Source organism: Xanthomonas sp. LMC-A-07 (genome assembly GCF_030208825.1).
GTDB classification, from domain to species: domain Bacteria; phylum Pseudomonadota; class Gammaproteobacteria; order Xanthomonadales; family Xanthomonadaceae; genus Xanthomonas; species Xanthomonas campestris.
The window spans coordinates 150062-169467 of record NZ_JARVTF010000014.1 but is presented as its reverse complement, the minus strand read 5'-3'; the positions used below and the strand labels follow the sequence as shown (position 1 = coordinate 169467).

General features: G+C 67.7%; 15 protein-coding genes and 2 other RNA genes. 8 read left to right on the top strand and 9 right to left on the bottom strand.

From position 1 onward, the window contains the following. Positions 1 to 193 precede the first annotated feature (193 nt). Both QRM89_RS15895 and QRM89_RS15890 read left to right on the top strand, forming a co-directional pair. Positions 194 to 445, top strand: coding sequence for a YkgJ family cysteine cluster protein (locus QRM89_RS15895; RefSeq protein WP_029217180.1), 252 nt, complete (start codon positions 194 to 196; stop codon positions 443 to 445). Between the two features lie 9 nt (positions 446 to 454). Continuing rightward, positions 455 to 682, top strand: a complete 228-nt coding sequence (locus QRM89_RS15890) for a hypothetical protein (protein ID WP_014506434.1) — start codon at positions 455 to 457, stop codon at positions 680 to 682. 373 nt (positions 683 to 1055) lie between these two features. On the opposite strand, the gene QRM89_RS15885 is transcribed toward QRM89_RS15890, so the two are convergent. From QRM89_RS15885 to paoC, 4 genes are all read right to left on the bottom strand, one after another. Continuing rightward, positions 1056 to 1130, bottom strand: a non-coding RNA gene (locus QRM89_RS15885) — sX9 sRNA. Between the two features lie 61 nt (positions 1131 to 1191). Further along, positions 1192 to 1455 (bottom strand): hypothetical protein, encoded by a 264-nt coding sequence (locus tag QRM89_RS15880; protein WP_114999901.1) that lies wholly within the window; start codon positions 1453 to 1455, stop codon positions 1192 to 1194. Between the two features lie 277 nt (positions 1456 to 1732). Then, positions 1733 to 1945: a hypothetical protein gene (locus tag QRM89_RS15875; RefSeq protein WP_011038791.1), complete on the bottom strand. Its 213-nt coding sequence runs from the start codon at positions 1943 to 1945 to the stop codon at positions 1733 to 1735. 597 nt (positions 1946 to 2542) lie between these two features. Beyond that, on the bottom strand, positions 2543 to 4756 hold the full coding sequence (gene paoC / locus QRM89_RS15870) for an aldehyde oxidoreductase molybdenum-binding subunit PaoC (protein WP_285448459.1): 2214 nt from the start codon (positions 4754 to 4756) through the stop codon (positions 2543 to 2545). A 522-nt stretch (positions 4757 to 5278) separates the two neighbouring features. On the opposite strand from paoC, the gene QRM89_RS15865 reads away from it, so the two are divergent. From QRM89_RS15865 to QRM89_RS15845, 5 genes are all read left to right on the top strand, one after another. Continuing rightward, positions 5279 to 6013, top strand: a complete 735-nt coding sequence (locus QRM89_RS15865) for a DUF3348 domain-containing protein (protein WP_011270032.1) — start codon at positions 5279 to 5281, stop codon at positions 6011 to 6013. Positions 6014 to 6023: 10 nt separating this feature from the next. Continuing rightward, a complete protein-coding gene (locus QRM89_RS15860) occupies positions 6024 to 8681 on the top strand; it encodes a DUF802 domain-containing protein (protein WP_285448458.1) in 2658 nt (885 codons plus the stop codon). Further along, entirely contained in the window at positions 8678 to 9334 is a 657-nt protein-coding gene (locus QRM89_RS15855; RefSeq protein ID WP_228417555.1) for an OmpA family protein, read from the top strand. The genes QRM89_RS15860 and QRM89_RS15855 overlap by 4 nt, the downstream gene beginning before the upstream one ends. Further along, entirely contained in the window at positions 9331 to 10044 is a 714-nt protein-coding gene (locus QRM89_RS15850; RefSeq protein WP_285448457.1) for a DUF2894 domain-containing protein, read from the top strand. The genes QRM89_RS15855 and QRM89_RS15850 overlap by 4 nt, the downstream gene beginning before the upstream one ends. Before the next feature lie 60 nt (positions 10045 to 10104). After that, a non-coding RNA gene (locus QRM89_RS15845) (sX9 sRNA) lies at positions 10105 to 10179 on the top strand. Positions 10180 to 10347: 168 nt separating this feature from the next. Here QRM89_RS15845 and QRM89_RS15840 read toward each other — a convergent pair. The 4 genes from QRM89_RS15840 to QRM89_RS15825 form a co-directional block, all read right to left on the bottom strand. After that, complete coding sequence (locus QRM89_RS15840; protein ID WP_285448456.1) at positions 10348 to 12486, bottom strand: TonB-dependent siderophore receptor; 2139 nt, start codon at positions 12484 to 12486, stop codon at positions 10348 to 10350. Between the two features lie 93 nt (positions 12487 to 12579). Continuing rightward, positions 12580 to 13848 carry a DUF3526 domain-containing protein gene (locus QRM89_RS15835; protein ID WP_285448455.1) on the bottom strand — a complete coding sequence of 423 codons (1269 nt, stop codon included), beginning with the start codon at positions 13846 to 13848 and terminating at the stop codon, positions 12580 to 12582. Then, positions 13848 to 15284: a DUF3526 domain-containing protein gene (locus QRM89_RS15830; RefSeq protein WP_285448454.1), complete on the bottom strand. Its 1437-nt coding sequence runs from the start codon at positions 15282 to 15284 to the stop codon at positions 13848 to 13850. Before QRM89_RS15830 ends, QRM89_RS15835 begins: the two co-directional genes overlap by 1 nt. After that, positions 15281 to 16021: an ABC transporter ATP-binding protein gene (locus QRM89_RS15825; protein ID WP_285448453.1), complete on the bottom strand. Its 741-nt coding sequence runs from the start codon at positions 16019 to 16021 to the stop codon at positions 15281 to 15283. The genes QRM89_RS15830 and QRM89_RS15825 overlap by 4 nt, the downstream gene beginning before the upstream one ends. Before the next feature lie 314 nt (positions 16022 to 16335). Between QRM89_RS15825 and QRM89_RS15820 the strand changes: the two genes are divergently transcribed. Further along, the gene (locus QRM89_RS15820; RefSeq protein WP_285448452.1) at positions 16336 to 18174 is read left to right on the top strand and encodes a M14 family metallopeptidase; all 1839 of its coding nucleotides are present in this window, start codon (positions 16336 to 16338) and stop codon (positions 18172 to 18174) included. A gap of 183 nt (positions 18175 to 18357) precedes the next feature. On the opposite strand, the gene QRM89_RS15815 is transcribed toward QRM89_RS15820, so the two are convergent. Next, positions 18358 to 19290, bottom strand: a complete 933-nt coding sequence (locus tag QRM89_RS15815) for a LysR family transcriptional regulator (RefSeq protein ID WP_011038802.1) — start codon at positions 19288 to 19290, stop codon at positions 18358 to 18360. Positions 19291 to 19406: the final 116 nt, after the last annotated feature.

The following is a 19406-nucleotide window of genomic DNA, read 5'->3' as shown; positions in this document are numbered from 1 at the left end:
CCATCTACATCCACGCCAATACCGCCAAGCATGTCTGATACAGCTGCCGCCCGGGTACGGTTCACACCCGGATACGCCCAGGGTGTATGGTGCAAGGGCGGCCGGAGTCCGGTGTCGCCTCCTCATCTTTCTGGCCTTTTCCATCAAGAATCTCTGCGAACGCTGCGACGCCGTCTGTTGCCGGCTCACCGTCCTGGTCGATCCAACCGACCGCATCCCACACCATCTGACCAGCGTGACACCGGAAGGTTGGCACGTGATGGCGCGCGACGAGGAAGGCTGGTGCGTGGCCATTGATGCCGCGCGCATGTGTTGCTCCATCTACGAAACGCGCCCGGCGATCTGCCGTCGCTTCGTCATGTCCGGGCCGTATTGCCGCGACGTGCGTGCCACCTACGACGATCAACGCCGGCGGGGCATTCCCTTGACGCTCTACAACGCATGAGGATTTGCGATGAATAATTCCCGCCGCCAGTCGATGACCGTCAGCAACCAGCCGGGCAAGCCGCGTTTGTCCGAACAGCGCCTGGCCGCCGATCTGGAAGAATTCCAGAAGTCCGGCGGTGCGATCGAGCGCCTGGGCGACACGCCGCTGCGCCGTGAAAAGAAGCGTGGCGCGCCGGAGACCCCGGCTGCAGCAGCTGCGCCCGCCAAGGCCGCCGCGGACGCGGACGCGGAATAAGCACGCCGCAAGACGACAGCCGGCCAGGCGCCGCTGTCGTGCCGTACGCGCGTTGCGGTTGAGGCGAGCGGTCGCTGCGCCTCCGATGCATCTGCTGCCTGCGCCGCACCACTGCCGCGCACGGCGCCTGTCACCAACATCAAGCGTTGAACCTCGCTGCAGGCTGCGCCGTTTCTCCTAGACGGGCCGGCCAGCGGGAAGTCCGCTGCACTTGGCACGACCAGGGCACGCACAGCAGCTCAACGTCATCAAGCGCATTGCAGGCAAACAGTCGCGCAATGACCAAGCGAAACGTCAACGACAGCGGCTACAGCAAATCCCCCCGCTCGCGCTGCGGAATGGCGGGTCGAACAGCGCCCTGCCCGCTTAGAGCGGCTAACACAACGTAGCGAGCAGTCGTCATGTGGGTGCGGACGGCGCGGAGGAACCGGAGTGTACGGGGGTACATGCCGATTCCGAGCACCGGCCGCGCCCGCCTTGCGGCTGCGCAGTAGTTTTGATAGCTGCTCTTAGTCCTCCTGCCGCCGCAGCACCAGATACCGCCGCCAGTGCACGCCGAGGGCGTCATGCACGTCGCCTTCGGGCATCGAATCATGCGGGCAGGCCAGATTGAGTTCGTGCCGCCAGTGGATGCCGAACTCGCCGCCGGGCCACGGTGAAATCTGATACCCCTCGGGGATCAGCAATTCCGGCGCCGAATCGGCCTGCAGCGTCTGCCCATCCTGCGGGCCGCCAACCAGATGCAGACGCACGCACCCTTCTCCTTCGTTCACGACCGTACTCCTCAACATGGCGGGACTGGTCGCATCCAGCGGGTTGGGGCGGCGCGGTGCGCAAACGGACGCATGCAATGGCAACGGTGCACTGCACGGTTGCCAGACGACGCCCCGACTGGCAGCGCCCGTGTTTCCACCAGCGCGTGCCATCGATTGCATGGAGTCTAGAAGCGGACGCCGCAGGCAGGCGTGAACACTGCGGCAGCGTGGAGTGAGCCGTGTGGCGGCAGCGCGCGCATGGCGCTACGCCGCAGCGCCATGCACGCTCAGCGGATTACAACAGCTGCGCGCGGCCGACCGCGCCGAGGCCTTGTGCCAGCGCAGCCATTTCGTTGGCCAGCGCGATGACGTCGCCACCGGCCTGTGCGGCGGTGGTCATGATGCGTTGATAAGCGTCCCAGAAGTCCGGTCCACTGCCATAGGCGTCGTGGAACCCTTGCAGCTCCAAGACCAGCAGATCGGACACTTGCATGTCAGAGCGGTCCATTGTGTTTACCTCGTTGGGGAATGTCCCCGGCCCGCAGCTTATACCCGTTCACCTTACAAAACCGGGTCCACCAGGCGACAGCGGCGGCGAACCTGAATTGGTTAAATTGCCGGCTTCTCAATGCCTGAAACAGTGTGTCTGCGGCCGCCAACACCGCGATTCTGCAGCGCTTTTTGACACGCACGACACATCCGCAGCAGCGCATGTCCATCCGCATTATCCAAATGCATTGTTGACGCTGCAGGCGCACTCAACTGTGGAACCAGTTGCATGCCTAGCAGGCACGCTCGCATCTGCTCGTAACGCGAGCACTCGCCATGTGCGCTGCAGCTTCCCAAGCTACGGCTCTACTCTCGAACCGCCTGGCCACACATCTGCGTTTGGAATGAACGAATTTGCCGCTTCAAGTGCGTTGGCGAGCACCACACTTGCCCACACAAATGCAGCACATCTAAACCCCGGTCAGGCCGCTTTGCCAGGGCTGCATCTTGTCGCGTCCTCGTCGCAAGACAGCTTCGGCAACGCCTGCGACCGACCCAGATCACGACGCAATCAGCTCACTGCGCATTGCCGCAGCACACCACGCGTAACCACCACTCATCCCGCCCGTCGCGGCAACTGCGCCAACAACTTGTCCAGCGTAATCGGGTAGTCGCGCACGCGGATGCCGGTGGCGTTGTAGACCGCATTCGCCAGCGCCGGCGCCACGCCGGTGAGCCCCAGTTCGCCCACGCCCTTGGCTTTCAATGGCGACATGGTCGGGTCCACCTCGTCGATGAAATGCGCCTCCAGATGCGGGATATCCGCATGCACCGGCACCTCGTAACCGGCCAGGTCGTGATTGACGAAAAAGCCCAGCCGCGTGTCCACCACCATGTCTTCCATCAACGCCGCACCCACGCCCATCACCATGCCGCCGATCACCTGGCTGCGTGCGGTCTTGGGATTGAGAATGCGCCCGGCCGCGCACACCGCCAGCAACCGGCGCACGCGGATTTCGCCGGTGTCGGCATCGACCGCAACCTCGGCGAAATGCGCGCCGAAGGTCTGCTGCGCGTACTGCTGTTTGAGCGTGCCGAACTCCATCGCGTCTTCGGCCACCAGCTCGCCGCCGGCGGCCGCCTGTGCCAGCGCAATGGAGCGCGTGCCGGCGTGCACCTGGCCGTCGGCAAAGCGGGCCTGGTCCACCGGCATGCCCAGGCGCTGCGCCACCGTCTCGCGCAGCTGCATGCAGGCGGCATACACGCCGGCAGTCACCGAGGCGGCACCTTGCTGCCCGCCGGAACCGGGCGTTTCCGGAAAGCTGGAGTCGCCCAGCCGCACCACCACCTGGTGCAGCGGCAGGCCGAGCAGCTCGGCCGCGGTTTGCGCCACGATGGTGTAGCTGCCGGTGCCGATGTCGGTCATGTCGGTTTCGATGGTCAGCGTGCCGCTGCGATCCAGCCGCGCACGCGCAGCGGCCTTGGAGATCGGCGCGCCGCGAATGGCCGCGGCCATGCCCATGCCGATCAACCAGCGGCCGTCGCGCACGCTGGCCGGCGTGGGGTTGCGCCGCGACCAGCCGAAGCGCTGCGCGCCGCTGCGCAGGCACGCGATGAAGGGCCGCGTGGAGAACGGCCGCTGCGGCTGCTCCGGATCCACCTGGGTGTCGTTGACGATGCGCAGCTGCACCGGGTCCATGCCCACGCGTTCGGCCAGTTCGTCCATGGCCACTTCCAGCGCCATCATCCCAGGCGCCTCGCCGGGCGCGCGCATGGCATTGCCTTCGGCCAGGTCCAGCACCGCCAGCCGCACCGCGGTCATGCGGTTGGCGCCGGCATAGAGCGCGCGCGTGGACAAGGTGGTGGGCTCGCTGCGGCCGCCACGCAGATTGCCGGACCAGCTTTCATGGCCGATCGCGGTGAGCCGCCCGTCGGCGCCGGCGCCCAGCCGCAGGCGCTGGAGGGTCGCCGGCCGGTGGATGGTGCTGTTGAACATCAATGGGCGCTGCAGGGCCAGCTTGACCGGCCGTCGGGTGACGCGCGCGGCCAGCGCCGCCAGCACCAGATCCGCCTGTGCGGTGCCCTTGCCGCCGAAGCCGCCGCCGATGAACGGCGACAGCAGCCGGATGCGCTCCTTGGGCATGCCCAGCGCCTTGCCCAGGTCGCGCGTGCCCCAGTTCATCTGCTGGATGGCGGTGTGGCAGATCAGCTGCTCGCCTTCCCAGCGCGCGATGGTGGCGTGCGGCTCCAGCATCGCGTGCGCCTGGTCGGGCGTGCGAAAGGTGGCATCCACGGTGAACGGCGCGGCGGCATAGGCGGCGGCAAAGTCACCCTGGGCGGTCTGCGGCGGCCCGCCGAATGGCGCCTGTGGCGCCACCGGGGCGCTGGCCTGCTCGGCCGCCAGGTCGTAGTGGCCGCGCTCACGCGCATAGCGCACCCGCACCAGCGCCGCACCGGCGCGGGCCTGTTCGAAGGTCTCCGCCACCACCACCGCCACCGGCTGATGGTAGTGGTCCACCTGCGGCGCGGCCAGAAACCGCTGCACATAGAAGTCGCCGGTGCCCAGCGCGGGCACGTTCTGGTGGGTAAGCACCGCGATCACCCCGGGCGCGGCGAGTGCGGCGGCAGTGTCCAGTGCGGTGATGCGCCCCTTGCCGATCGCCGCGCCGAGGATGTAGCCGTAGGCCATCTGCCCGGGCTGGTCGTGCCATTCATAGGCGTAGCGGGCCTGCCCGGTCACCTTGAGCGGCCCATCCACGCGGTCGACCGGCTGACCCAGCACTTTGAGCTGGTCGGCGGGCGTGGCGCCTGCGGGGGTATCGAACTTCATGTGGGTGCTCCTGAGGGGGACGGGCGGGCTGCGCGCCACCGGGCGCCTGGGCGCTGGCGAGGGCCTGGCACTGCCAGATCGGCCCGAATCAGCCGGCGCACGCGGCGGCTCGGACAGCCGCCAATGCCTACCCGTTTTAGCAAACACAGGCGCCGTCCGGAGCCCATTTCCCGGCATGGGGTCATGAACAGGCTTCATGAATCGGCGGGATGCAAGGGCTGCGGGCAATGGCTGCCTCTCCCCACAGACATTGCCCGCGCTGCGACCGGCAAAGCTTGCATGGCCAAGCAGCCGCCTGGAGGAAAGCCCATCCCCTCCCATCTCCCCGCGATCTCCCCGCGCCCCGATGAATCCCCATTCCCCATTCCCCATTCCCCATTCCCCATTCCCGATTCCCGATTCCCGATTCCCCATTCCCGATTCCCCCTCCATGAACGCCACCGCCCGCCGCAGCGCCCGCCCGCCCCGGCAAAGGGAGCGGCTGTCATTCCCGTGTAAAATGCGCGGTCTTTGACCGGAAGAATGGCGAAAGCTCCTCCACGGGCGCCCCTCTCGGGCCCGGCGTTCATTCGCCTGCTCGCTCGCCTCACCGACGTCCACGTCGCGCAGTCCAACCACGCGCTGGCCGATCGGCTGAGCCAGTGGATCGACTGGACGCGCGCCGTTGCCGTGTCCAAGGCACTGGACGGCAAGCTGCCCGACGCCGAAACGCTGCCCGAGGTGAACGCCATCGGTGCCGACGACTGCGCGCGCCTGCGCGCCACCCTGGCCACCAGTTGCGTGACCGAGCTGGACACGCTGCTCACCCGGCTGCGCAGCGAGGCCCGCGCCGCCGCGGCCGCAGGCGCCCCCGCACCACTGGCCGACTACGCACCGTTCCGGCAGCACTACCTGGCCATGCAGCGCGGCATGCGCAGCACCACCGGCGATTTGCGCGGCCGGCTGCGCGACATGCTGGCGCAATCGGGCAACGGCGAGATGGCGCGCCTGGCCGAAGTGGACGCGGTGATGGAACTCACCCTCAGCCCGCGCGAGCAGAGCCTGCTGGCCACCGTGCCCACCCTGCTCGGCACCCATTTCGAACGCCTGCGCGCGGCCCACCACCCCGCGCAGGACACCGACACCGCGCCAGCACGCCCCGGCTCGGATGCCTGGCTGGACGTGTTCCGCAACGATCTGCAGAGCGTGTTGCTCGCCGAACTGGAAGTTCGTTTTCACCCTATCGAAGGCCTGCTTGCAGCGCTTCGCACCCGCTAATTGGGACGTCATGTTCAGAACTCTCGTGTCCGTTTTCGTGTTTCTTGTCGGCCTGCTGGCGGTGTGCTGGGTCGGCATCGGTTACCTCGGCTCCAACCCGCTTGGCGCATTGGTCGCCGCGGTCATCGGTGCCTGCTACATCGCCGGTGCGCTGGAGCTGTACCGCTACCGCCAAGCCACCATTGCGCTGGAGCAGGCGCTCGAAGGTGTGAGCAGCGCACCCGCCGCGTTGGCCGACTGGCTGCAGACCGTGCCCGCCGGGCTGCGCAACGCCGTGCGCCTGCGCATCCAGGGCGAACGCGTGGCGCTGCCGGCGCCGGTGCTCACGCCGTACCTGGTCGGCCTGCTGGTGCTGCTGGGCATGCTCGGCACCCTGCTTGGCATGATGGCCACGCTCAAGGGCACCGGTTTTGCGTTGCAGAGCGCCACCGACCTGCAGGCCATCCGCGGCTCGCTGGCGGCACCGGTGGAAGGCCTGGCATTCGCGTTCGGCACCTCCATCGCCGGCGTTGCCACCTCGGCCATGCTCGGGCTGCTGTCGGCGCTGTGCCGGCGTGAGCGCCTGCAGGCCGTGCAACAGCTCGACCTGAAGATCGCCACTGCGTTGCACCCGTATTCGGACGCGCACCAGCGTGGCGAGACCTTCAAGCTGCAGCAGCAACAAAGCGCGCTGATGCCGGCCCTGATCGATCGCCTGCAGGCATTGATGGCCAGCATCGAACAGCACAGCAGCGCCGCCGATGCACGGCTCACCGCGCAGCAGGCCGACTTCCACGCGCGCACCGAAGCTGCCTACCTGCGTCTGGCCGAGTCCCTGCAGCAGTCATTGCAGGCCGGTATGGCCGACAGCGCCCGCGCAGTGGGCGATGCATTGCAGCCGGCGATGGCCGCCACCATGGCCGGCATCGCACAGGAAACCACCGCCCTGCATGCGCGCATCAGCGACGCGGTGCAGCAGCAACTGGAAGGCATCAGCACCGGCTTTGCGCACAGTGCCAGCGCCGCCAGCGCGCACTGGAGCACGGCGATGACCGCGCAGGAACGTGCGCAGCAGGCGCAGACCGAACAGCTACAGCACGCGCTCGCACAGATGGCGCAGCAGACCACTGCCCTGCAGGACAGCGTGGGCCAGGCCGTGCAGCAGCAGCTGGGCGTGCTGACAGACGGATTCGAACGCAGCACCAGCGCTGCCGCCGCCAACTGGCAGGCCGCGCTCACCGCGCAGGAACAGGCCCAGCAGGCGCTCACACAACAACTGCAGAGCACCCTCGCAAAACTCGCCACGCAGACCACCGCACTGCAGGACAACCTTGGCCAGGCGGTGCAGCAGCAACTGGCTGCGCTCAACGATGGCGTTGCGCACAGCACCGCCGCGGCGGCGGCAGGCTGGGCCGCGGTGCTGGCCGAACACCAGCAGTCCACCCAGGCGCTCAGCGCGCAATTGCAGCGCACGCTGGAGCAGATTGCCGAGCACAGCACCACGCTGCAGGACGGCGTGGGCCAGGCGGTGCAGCAACAGCTCGATGGGCTGAGCACCGGCTTCGCTGCCAGCACCGCCACTGCCGCGCAAACCTGGACGGCGGCAGCGAGCGAGCAGCAACGCGCCAACCAAAGCCTGACCGATGCACTGCACACCACGCTGACGCACTTCGCCAGCACGTTTGAAGCCCGCTCCGAAGCGTTGGTGGATGCGGTGTCCGCGCGCCTGGAACAGTCCAGCAGCCAGACCGCCGATGCCTGGAATGCCGCGCTGGCGCAACAGCAGCAGGCCAGCGCGGAGCTGGCCGCACAGCACCAGGGCGCACTGAGCGCAGCCACCGCCAGCAGCGAGGCGCACGCCGCCGCGTTGATCGGCACGCTGCAGCAGGCGCATGTTGACTTGCAGGCCGCACTGGAAGCACGCGACGACACCCGCCTGGCGCTGTGGAGCGAGCGCTTCACCGCGATGAGCACGCGCCTGAGCGCGCAATGGGAACACACCGGCCAGCAGGTGGCGCAGCAACAACAGGCCATCTGCGACACCCTGGCCGCCACCGCCAGCGAGCTCTCCACGCAGGCACAGGCACAGGCCAGCGCCACCATCGCCGAAGTGTCGCGCCTGATGCAGATCGCCGCCGAAGCCCCCAAAGCCGCTGCCGACGTCGTGGCCGAGCTACGCCAGAACCTCTCCGAAAGCATGGTGCGCGACACCGCGATGCTGGAAGAACGCAGCCGCCTGCTCGCCACGCTGGACACCTTGCTCAACGCGGTCAATCACGCTTCCACCGAACAACGCGTCGCCGTCGATGCACTGGTCAGCACCTCGGCCGATCTGCTGCAGCGTGTGGGCAGCCAGCTCACCGAACAGATCGGCACCGAGACCAGCAAACTCGAGGCGGTGGCCGCGCAGGTCACCGGCAGCGCGGTGGAAGTGGCCAGCCTGGGCGATGCGTTTGGGCACGCGGTGCAGTTGTTCAGCACCTCCACCGGCGAACTCAACGACCGCCTGCAGCACATCGCCGGCGCACTGGATGCCGCGCAGGCGCGCAGCGACGATCAGCTGGCGTATTACGTGGCGCAGGCGCGCGAAGTAGTGGACCTGAGCATGCTTTCGCAGAAGCAGATCATCGAAGAACTGCGCATGCTCGATGACCGCCGCGTTGACGCCAATGGAGCGCAGCCGGCATGAGCGATGAGATCGACCTTGATGGCGAATCCGCCGCACCGATCTGGGCCGCGTTCGGCGACCTGATGTCGGTGCTGCTGGGCGCGTTCGTGCTGATCCTGGTCGGCGTGATCGGCGTGCAGTTGCAGCTGTCCAGCCGCCTGGACGACGAGGTCAAGCAACGCCAGGCCGAAGCGCAGCGCCGCAAGACCCTGGAACAGGCGTTGGCCGCACCGCTGGCCGCCGGCCGCGTCACCCTGGTCAACGGCCGCATCGGCATCCGCGGCAGCGTGCTGTTTGCGCTCAATTCCGACCAGCTGCAGCCGGAAGGCCGCGAGGTATTGAAGAGCCTGGCCGCGCCACTCTCCGAGTACCTGGTGTCGCGCGAAGAGATCCTGATGATCAGCGGCTTCACCGACGACCGCCCGGTGCTGGACAGCAACCGTCGCTATGCCGACAACTGGGAACTGTCCGCGCAACGCGCGCTCACCGTCACCCGTGCGCTGATCGCCGAAGGCGTGCCCGCCTCTTCGGTGTTCGCGGCCGCTTTCGGCTCGCAACAGCCGGTGGATTCCAATGCCGACGAAACGCGCCGCGCCAAGAACCGCCGTGTGGAAATCGCGCCGATTCCGCGCCCGTCGGCCACCGCTGCTGCCGCTGCTGCTACACCACGATGAGCCGCACCGCGTCATCCACCCAGGCGCAGCTGGAACAGTGGCGCGCGCAAGGCGCCGACCAGCGCGACCCGGTGCGCTTCCATCTGATGCAGACCTTGCAGGCACGTGCCGCCACGCAGCCGCCGGCCGTGCGTCAGGTGCTGGAAGACAAGCTTGCCGCGTTGGTGACGGCCTATGCACAGGCGCTGCAGCCGGCGCCGGTCTCCGCGCCCGTACCTGCGCCGGCACAACCACCGGCCGCGCCCAAATCGCGCGCGCGCAACAAGCGCAGCGCCGCACCTGCGCCTGCACCGGTCTCCGCACGCCAGGCACTGAGCGAGCTGCTCACGCAGATGGCCGGCCACACCGCACTGCTCAGCGACAGCAGCACCGGCAATGCCGCGCATGCTCCGCAATTCCCCGAGTTGCCGGCGCTGGACGACTTCCGCCGCACCTGGGCCACGGTGCGCACCGCCAGCCAGGTGCGGCAATCGCTGCAGGACGCGCCCGCCGATGCCGGCCCGCTCAATTCCAGCGTGCTGGTGCATCGGTGCATCAGCCTGATGCGCGCGCAGGCGCCCGGCTATCTGCAGCACTTCCTCGCCTACGTCGATGCCTTGTCGTGGATGGAGCAGCTGCAGCACGGCGGCGCACTGGCCACCGAAGCGCCGGCACCGGCATTGCCGGGCAAGAAACGCAGCCGTAGCGCGGCGCCGAAGCGACGCGCTTAGAGCAGTTTTCAAACCGACTGCGCAGCCCCCAGGCGGGCGCGGCCGGTGCTCGGAATCGGCATGTCCCCACCTACATTCCGGTGCCTCCGCGCCATCCGCACCCATCTGACGACTGCTCGCTACGTTTTGTTAGCCGCGCTTAGCCGCACGAATGCGATGTGCGTGATGCGCGTCGGCATCGCGTCGCGCGCACTATCGCCTTCGGGGCACTCTTTCGATCCGGTCTCGCGCGCCGTGCAGCGCCCGCTGCAACGGCGCAGCGTGCCGCACGGCGACCGCGCAGCAGACGAACGGGCGCGCACCTCAGAACCTCAGCCGTGCGCCCACCGTCCAGGTGCGCGGCGCGCCCGGATACACCCATTGCTCGCTGTATGAAAACGCGGCGTAGCGGCGGTCGGTGAGGTTTTCCACCTTTGCATACAGCCGCAGGCGCTCGCTGAGGTCGTAATGGCCTACCAGGCGCCACACCGTGTAGGCCGGCAACACGAAGCCGGTGTTGCTGTCGACCGATCCCAGACGCTCACCGGTGCGCGACACGCCCACCCCCACCGCGGCGCTGCGCGTGCCGCTCAACGGTTGTGCGTAGTTGACGAAGGCATTGCCGCTGACGCGTGGCACGTTCGGAAAGCGACGCCCTTCGGCAAGCCCGGTGCCCACTGCAGCGGCGCTGCTGCGGGTCACCTGCGAATCGGTATACGCCAGGCCCACCGAGGCGGCCAGGTGCGGGGTGAGCCGGCCCAGCAGATCCAGCTCTGCGCCTTCGCTCCGCATCTGCCCCACCGGCAACGAAAAACTGGTGTCGGCCGGATCCAGGCTCAACACGTTCTCCTTGTCGATACGAAACACCGCCAGCGTCGCTTCCAGGCCCTCGCCGGGCTGCACGTATTTCAGGCCGGTTTCCAGCGAGCGGCTCTTCTCGGGCGCAAAGCTTTGCCCGTTGGCACCCACGCCGCTATTGGGCCGAAACCCGGCCGCCGCACTGGCGTACAGCGACAGCGTGTCATCCAGATGCACGGTGAGCCCGGCACGCGGGCTGATGACACCGTCGGAGGCTTGCTGCGTGGTTGCGCGCAGACGGTTGGCAATGTCCTGCTGATAGTGGTCGTAGCGCACGCCGAGCAAGGCCTTCCAGCGCGCGCCCAGATCGATCTGGTCCTGTGCATAGACGCCCCACACCTGTTGCCGCTCGTCGGTATCGGTGATCGGCGCCAACCGCCCGGGTTGCGCCACGCCATAGCGCGGTGCCAGCACGTCGATGCTATAGGGCGTGGCCGCAGAGCGCGCGCGCAGCTGGTAGCGGCTGTCGTTGAAGCGGTTGCCGTCGATGCCGAACAACACGTGATGGCTGACCTTGCCGCTGCCGAGCGTGCCCAGCAGTTCTGCGCGCGCGGCGATGTCGCGGCCCTGGTAGTCGCGGTAGCGGCGCTCGCGCCGCAGCGTGCGATCGTCGGCCTGCAGCGTCCACGGCTCGGTGGAAAAGCCGCGCATGCCACTGTCGCGATACGTGGCACCGCCCTGCAACGACCAGGTCTGATTCAAGCCATGCACCGCGAACACCTGGTGGCCGGTGGAATGCAGATCGATGTCGCCATCGCCCGGTTCACCCAGAAAGCGCGACGCCGGCAGGCGGTTGGCATCGCCATCGATCGCGGTCACGCCGCGATCGAACGGGGTGTGGATGCGCAGCAGTTCCAGCTCGTAGGACACCGTGGTGTCGGGCGTGGGCATCCACAGCAGCGATGGCGCCAGCAGCGTGGCGTCGCTATCGACCGTGTCGCGAAAGCTGTGCTGGTCCTTGTGCATGAGATTCACGCGGTAGGCCACGGTCTCGCTGAGCGGGCCGGTGCTGTCCAGCGCGGCGCGGTAGCTGGCGAAGCGCCCGGCGGACAGATCCACGCTGTGCTGCGCATCGAACAAGGGTTTCTTGGTGACGATATTCACCGCACCACCCGGCTCGCCGCGCCCGTACAACGCCGACGCCGGTCCCTTGATCACTTCCACGCTCTGCGTGTTGGCGCCATCGCGCAGGCCGTTGTAACCGCGGCTGGCATTGAAGCCGTTGACCATGTAGTCGGAACTGAAGTTGGGGTCGCCGGTAAATCCGCGGATCGAGTAGCTGTCCCACAGCCCGCCCAGGTTATTGGCCTTGGTGATGCCGCTGGCCATGTCCAGTGCGCCGGCCAGATCGGTGACGCCGGCATCCTCCAGCAAGCTGTGGTCGAGCACGCGTGCACTGATCGGCAGATCGCGCAGCGGTGCTTCGGTCTTGGTGGCACCGGTCACCGTCAATGCGCGGTACGGTGCGTAATCGCTGCGTACTTGCACCGCATCCAGGCTGCGCGCCTGTGGCTCGGCCGCAGTGGCCGGCGCGGCGGCGCAGGCGAGCACGCCAAGCAGCGGCAGCGTCGAGACAGCGCGGCGTTGCGGAAGAAGACTGGACACGGGGCAGGACTCCTGAAAGACAGCCGCCGGTGGGCGGCTGTCGCGATGAAGGCACACAAAACATCGATGCGACGGTGATGCGGGAATGCGCCGCTAGGACGCCGGGTCTGCCATCGCTTCAAAGCGCGGTGCGCGTGCGAAGTCGTCCCCGGTAAACGCGCGATCGCGGAACAGAAACCCGTAGTAGTACGTGCGCAACGCGCGGTGGTAGTCGCGGATGCGGTCCTGGTAGGCCAGCTGCGCCTGCAGATCGGTGCCGGCCAGACGCGTCAATGCGGCCTGCAGCGCCACCGGTGGCAACACTGCGGCCACGCGTTGCGCCAGCGCTTCGCGGCGGAGCAGGCCTTGCCGGTACGCGCTCACCTGCAGTGCCACCTGCGCATCGCCGTTGGCGTGGAAGGCGAAATACCACTTGTAGTGGAATGCATCGGTCAGCGGCGGCGAATCCGCCCACTGCGGATGGCGCGCGTAGAACGCCTGCATGGTGTCCTGGCGCGGAATGTCCCAGGCGTGGTTGACTGCTTCGCGCTGCAGCCGCGCAATCTCGGTGCCTTGATTCACCGGCACCGCCTGGTTGATCGCCACATGCGCCAGCGCCGGTGCCACCAGCGCCAGCACCACCCAGCACGTGGCCAGCGCAGTGGCATGCGCGGCCGGCCGCCATGGCAGCCGCCCCACCAGCACCGCCACCACCACCCAGAACAACAGGTAGGCGCAAGTCAACGCCTGCACCGCCAGTTGCTGGCCCAGCGGCACGCCATTGAGCGTGGCGGCCACCGCAAACGGCAACGCCAGGCACAGCAGCACCGCCAGCGCACGCACCGTCACCCGCCGCGCCAGCAGCGCCGTGCCGGATCCGGGTAACGCCGCCAACATGCGCGCGCGCCCGGCCGCCTGTTCGCCCGAGCGCAGGTCGAACAACAACGCAATGACAAACAGCGGCAACAGAAACACCACCACGAATGCGTAGTCGAAGCGGCCAGCCAGCGCGAGTTCGGGGTTGTAGCTGTCGCCGTCATGGATCTGCGCCTCCAGGCCCAGCGCACGTACGCGCAGGATGTACGGCGACACATCGCGCATGCCCACCGCAGCAAACGCCAGTGGCGCAGGCGGATCCCAGGTGGGATGGAAACTGTAATAGGCCGCGCTGCCGGCATCGTTGCTGCGCGCCACATACGCCTGCACCGCGGCGATGTCTTCCTGCTGCAAGGCCGCGATGCGCGCGATGTTGTCGCGCTGCGCCTGCATGAGGTGGTGCCCGGAAACCAGGCTGCACACGCCCAGCAGCACCAGCAAGGCCAGCCCCGCCACCGCCGCGCGTGCACGCAGCAGCAACAGCCATTCGTAGCGCCAGACGGCCATCAGCGTGCCACCCCCATCCGCCGCGCGGCCACCGTGACCAGGCACAGCGACAGCAGCAACCAGCCGGCGAGCAAGGCAAGGCTGGCACGCCCTGCGTGCAGCAACTGCGCCGTGGCCGATGGCTCGAATGCAAACACAGGAATGCGGTGCCAATGCGCTGCATCGATGCGCTTGCGCTGGTCGGCACCGGCATCCTTGGCGGTATCGTCGGCCAGGCTCACCGCATCGGCCTGCAATTGATTGAGCTGCTGCACCAGGCCATAGCGATACCGCTCGGCCTGGCTGAGAAAACGTTCGTGCGCGCGCAGATCGGTCTCGGCCACTGTCATCGAGACCTCGCGCAAGGCCACCGTGGGGCTGAGCAGCGCAAACACGCGCACCAACAGATTCTGTTGCTGCTGGATCGCCGAATCGCGCGCCGCGTAGCGTTCGAACAGGCTGGCGGTCAGGCGTTCGCCTTCCAGTGCCAGCAGGCCCTTGTAGTTCACCGGCAGGTCTTCCACCCGCTGCACGCCGTACCGCGCCAGCACCTGTTGCTTGAACTGCGCAAAGTGCGGGTCATCGGGGTTATGGCTGTCGCCGAGTGTGCGCAGATCGCGCTGGATCGCCACGTCCGTTTCCAGCCGCGTGGGCAGGCGATACGCGGCATTGGCGACATCCGGCGCCACCCGCGGTACCAGCAGGGCCAGCCAGACCCACAGCGCCAGCGCCACCAGCAAGGCATCGCGGCCACGCCGGCACAGCACCGACACCGTCAGCACCAACGCGCACCATGCCAGCAGATACGCCGCATACGACAGCACCAGTACCGCCACCCGCACACCCTGCCCCGGCAGCACCGCCACCGGCACCAAACCGACCAGCGCCGGCAACAGGCAGGCCGCCGCCACTGCGGTCAGGGCCAGATATTTTCCGCTCAGTACTTGCATCCGCGTGGCGCCCTGCAGCAACACCACCCGCAAGGTGCCGGTTTCCTGTTCGCGCGCCACTGCGCCGTAGCCCAGGAACACCAGCAGCAGCGGCGCCAGCACCTGCAGCACGAACGCCGGCGTGAGTTGCCCGAAGCGCACCAGCAACGAGCTTTGCCGCACGTCGCCGAAATTGGCGGTGTTCTGGCGGTGGCCTTCCAGAAACATGCTGTTGCCGGTGAAGGCATCCACGCCGGCATCGAAGGCCGCCAGTGCCGGCAACGGGCGATAGATGAAGTGCCCGTAATGCACTACGCGGTGCGGGTGCCTGTCTGGCTGCGCTTCGAACGCCTGCTGCGCGGCCTGTTGCTGACGGGTGCGGAACTCGGAAACCTCGCGCTGATGCTGCGCGGCGGTCAGCGCGGCCACCAGCGTCAACGCCATCAGCAACACCAGGCCGATGGCCGCGGACCGGTTGCGTGCCATGTAGCGCAGCTCTTCGCATGCCACCCACAGCACAGCACTCATGCGGCGCGGTCCTGCGGCCGCGCAAAGCGTGCATGCAGGGTGCGCACGTCGAAGCCGCTGTCACCGGCGCCGACTTCATCGACGATGCGCCCGTTTTCCAAAAAGCCGATACGGTCGGCCACGTCCACCGCACCGAGCAGATCGTGCGTGACCATCAGCACCGCGCCGCCGCGCGCACGCACGCTGCTCACCAATTGGTTGAAGTCGCCGATGGCGCGCGGGTCCAATCCGGAGGTGGGTTCGTCGAGCAACAGCACCGGCACCTCGCGCAAGGTGGCCACGGCGATCGCCACCTTCTGCCGCATGCCCTTTGAAAATCCGCCTAGCCGCTGTGTCCACGCCTCGCGCTGCAGCCCGGCCGCGGCCAGCGCAGTGCCAATCGCCTCCGGGCTACGCCGCTGCCCGGCCAGCGCCAGCAGGTAGTCGGCATTTTCCAGCGCGCTGAGGTGCTCGTAGAGCGCCACGTTTTCCGGCAGATACGCAAGGCGCGCCCGCGCCCGCCCGGGGTTAGCCACCGGGTCCACACCATCCACCTGCAGCTGCCCGGACACCGGCCGCACAAAGCCCAGCAACGCCGACAACGTGGACGACTTACCCGCGCCGTTACCCCCCAGCAGCGCATACACACTGCCCGGCTGCACCTGCAGGTGCAGCCCCTGCAATACCGCGCGGCCGCGGTAGGACACGTGCACGTCGACAAGGGAAATGGCGGAAAAAGGCGGCGCGGCAGTTGACATGGCAAGCGGTCATTACAAATGAATTGATACGTTATCACATTGCGGATGGCGCTCGTGGGGCCGGCGCGATGCCCGCCTGATGTGTCGCCGGTGCCGCAGTGATGCAGCTGTTTGCGCTGCTCCAGGAACAGCGCTTTTAAAAGCTCGGCGCGCGCCGTCTGCATGCACTCGACCAGCAAAGCGGACACGGCTGGCTTTGGAGCGACGCCCACCGGCCCGCCGGCACCACTGAAGCACCAGGAAGTGCAATGTTATTCTGTTACGAAATATCGCTACATCCACACCGTATTCGTCAACGAGACCTTGATCACTGCATGCCTTCTCCCCCGCACGGCCGCTTGCCCCGCACCTCCACCCGCAACCCCATCGCCGGTGACGCCACCGCGCCGCGCTGCACACCCGCCCGTGCCAGCCTGCTCGCGCTGACCTTGCTGGCAAGCCTGCACGCGTCCGCGCAGCCAGCCCTGGATACCCGCGCGCCGCTGCCGCCGGTGCGCGCCTGGCATGGCGCCAGCGAGTCGCTGGTGATGAAGGCGAACGCCGAGTGGGCAACGCCGGCCGAACGCAGCGACTTCGTCAGCACGCCCAGCTATGCGGACACCCGCGCGTGGCTGAAGCGCCTGGTCGCCACCTCGCCGCTGTTGTCGCTGGAAGTGTTCGGCACCAGCAGCGAAGGCCGCGACCTGCTGCTGGTGCGCGCCCGCAAGGGAGCCGCTGGCAAGCCGGTGGTGCTGGCGCAGGCCGGCATCCACGCCGGCGAGATCGATGGCAAGGACGCCGGCCTGATGCTGTTGCGCGACATCGCGCAGGGCGGCAAGGACGCGCTGCTGGACCAGGTGGATTTCGTGTTCGTGCCGATCCTCAATGTGGATGGCCACGAGCAGCGCGGCCCGCTGGTGGGCGCGGCCCTTCGTGGCCCGCAGGGGGCGGGCTGGAACAGCACCCCGCGCGGCATCAACCTCAATCGCGACTATCTCAACCTCGAGACGCCGGAAGCCCGCGCGGTGGTGGCGCTGCTGCACCGGCTGGACCCGGCGCTGTACATCGACCTGCATGTCAGCGAGGGGCTGGATCATCAATACGACATCACCTACACCTTCGCCGGCTGGGGCACGTATGCACGCTCGCGCGCCACTGCCGGCTGGCTGCAGCAGCGCTTCACCCCGGCGGTCGATACCGCGTTGCGCACGCAGGGCCACACCCCCACGATCTACCCCAGCCTGATCGACGAAAACGACCCGCGCTCGGGCCTGCGCTACTCGCCGGAAGGCCCGCGCTATTCCACCGGCTACGGCGACTTTGCCGGCATCCCCACCGTGCTGGTGGAGAACCACCGGCTGAAGCCCTATCGCCAGCGCGTGCTCGGCGACTACGTGCTACTGGAAGCGGCGCTGCGCGTGGTGGCCCGCGACTCCGCGCGCATTGCCGCCGCCAAACGCACCGACCGCGCCGCGCGGCCTGCCGAACTGATGGTGGCCTGGGAGCGCCTGGAGCAGCCGATCGCGCAGCTGCCCTTCAAGGGCGTGACCTACACGCGTGCGCTGTCGCCGGCATCGGGCCGGCAGGAGCTGCGCTGGGAAGGCCGCGATGCCACCTGGACCATGCCGGTGATCGGCTATCGCCAGACCCAGGCAGTGACGTACCCGCAGGCCTGGTGGATTCCACCCGGCAACGCCGATGTGGTCGCGCGATTGGATGCCCACGGCATTCAGTACGAACGTCTGCAGCAGCCACGCCAGTTGCGCGTGGAGCGCACCCGCATGGTCAAGCAATCTGGCCGCAACAGCCCGCACAGCGCGCAGGTGGAAGAAACCTTTGCGCCCGGCAGCATCCGCATTCCTTCTGACCAGCCGATGCGCATGCTGGCCGCCGCATTGCTGGAGCCGCAAAGCAGCGACTCGCTGCTGGCCAGCGGCCTGTTCCGCCACGCTGGCAACACGGACAGCGGCCTCTACGGCGCCGAGCTGGTGCGCTTCACCGAACGCGTGTTGCAACACGACGCAGCCTTGCGCAGCGACTTCGAACGCAAGCTCGCCGCTGACCCCGCATTTCGCGCCGATGGCGACGCGCGCCTGCAATGGATCTACGCACGCTCGCCGTACGCCGCACTGAGCGGCTGGCAATACCCGGTACGGCGTGAGCTGCGCGAGTGAACGGCCGCACTGCGGCCGCTGGCGTGCGGCAGTGCCTGGCGAGGCTGTGTCACTGCATACAGCGCAGAGGGCACCACGCAAGCGCGCAGGAAGGCACACCTCACCGGCGGTGACGTCGCCCGACACGTCGCTTTCAACGGATGCGCAGTGATCACCATGATCACCACATTGCCGGTGATGCAGCTACGCCATCGGTCGCTGCACTACCGGCGCATGCTCGGCCATCAACGCAATCACCCAATCGATGAACACGCGGAGCTTCGCGCTCACGTGCCGGTTGGGCGGGAAGGCGATCGAGAGCGGCATCGGGTCCAGTTGCCAGTCCGCGAACACCGGCAGCAGCTCGCCGCGACTCAGCGGTGCACGCGCCATGTACTGCGGCAACCACAACACGCCCATGCCGGCCAGCCCCGCGGCCAGGTAGGCGTTGCCGTCGTCGCTGGCGACCACGTAGCGGCCGTGCACCTGCACGTGTTCGCCATCGCGCTGCATCACCAGTGGCCACGGCACGCCATCGCCCCAGCGCATGAAGCCTACGGTGCGGTGGGCGGTGTCTTCTAGCTCGCGTGGATGCGCAGGCATGCCCAGGCGTGCGAGATAGCCGGGCGCTGCATACACGCCCGCCTGCAGGTCACCCACGTGCCGCGCCACCAGCGATTGATCGGTGATGGTGCCGCCGCGCACCACGCAGTCGATCTGCTCGCCGATCAGATCCACGCGGCGATCGCTGGCGCCCATGTGCAACTGGATATCCGGATACCGCGCATGAAAGTCCGGCAGCGCGGGCATCAGGATCAGGCGCGCCAGCGGGCTGGGCACATCCACGCGCAAGCGCCCACGCGGCACGCTGGATGCCACCGACAAACTGGTTTCCGCATCGTCCATGTCGGCCAGCAAGCGCACCACACGCTCGTAATAGGCCGCGCCATCGGCGGTGACCGCCACGCGGCGCGTGGTGCGGTTGAGCAAGGTCACCCGCAGGCGCGCCTCCAGCTGTTGCACCAGCTGGGTCACCGTTGCCCTGCTGATCTGCAGGGTGTCGGCGGCCTTGGTGAAGCTGCCGGACTCGACAACACGTGCGAATGCCTGCATTGCATCGAACCGATCCATCGCCATCCTGCGGTCTGCTCAATTGTTTGGATTCTACAAATAGTCATGTGGGCTGGCAGGGATTTATCCGCTGCCGCGCGCTGCTTACTGTGGTTGCACGTTCGATGGGCACGTTGCCCACA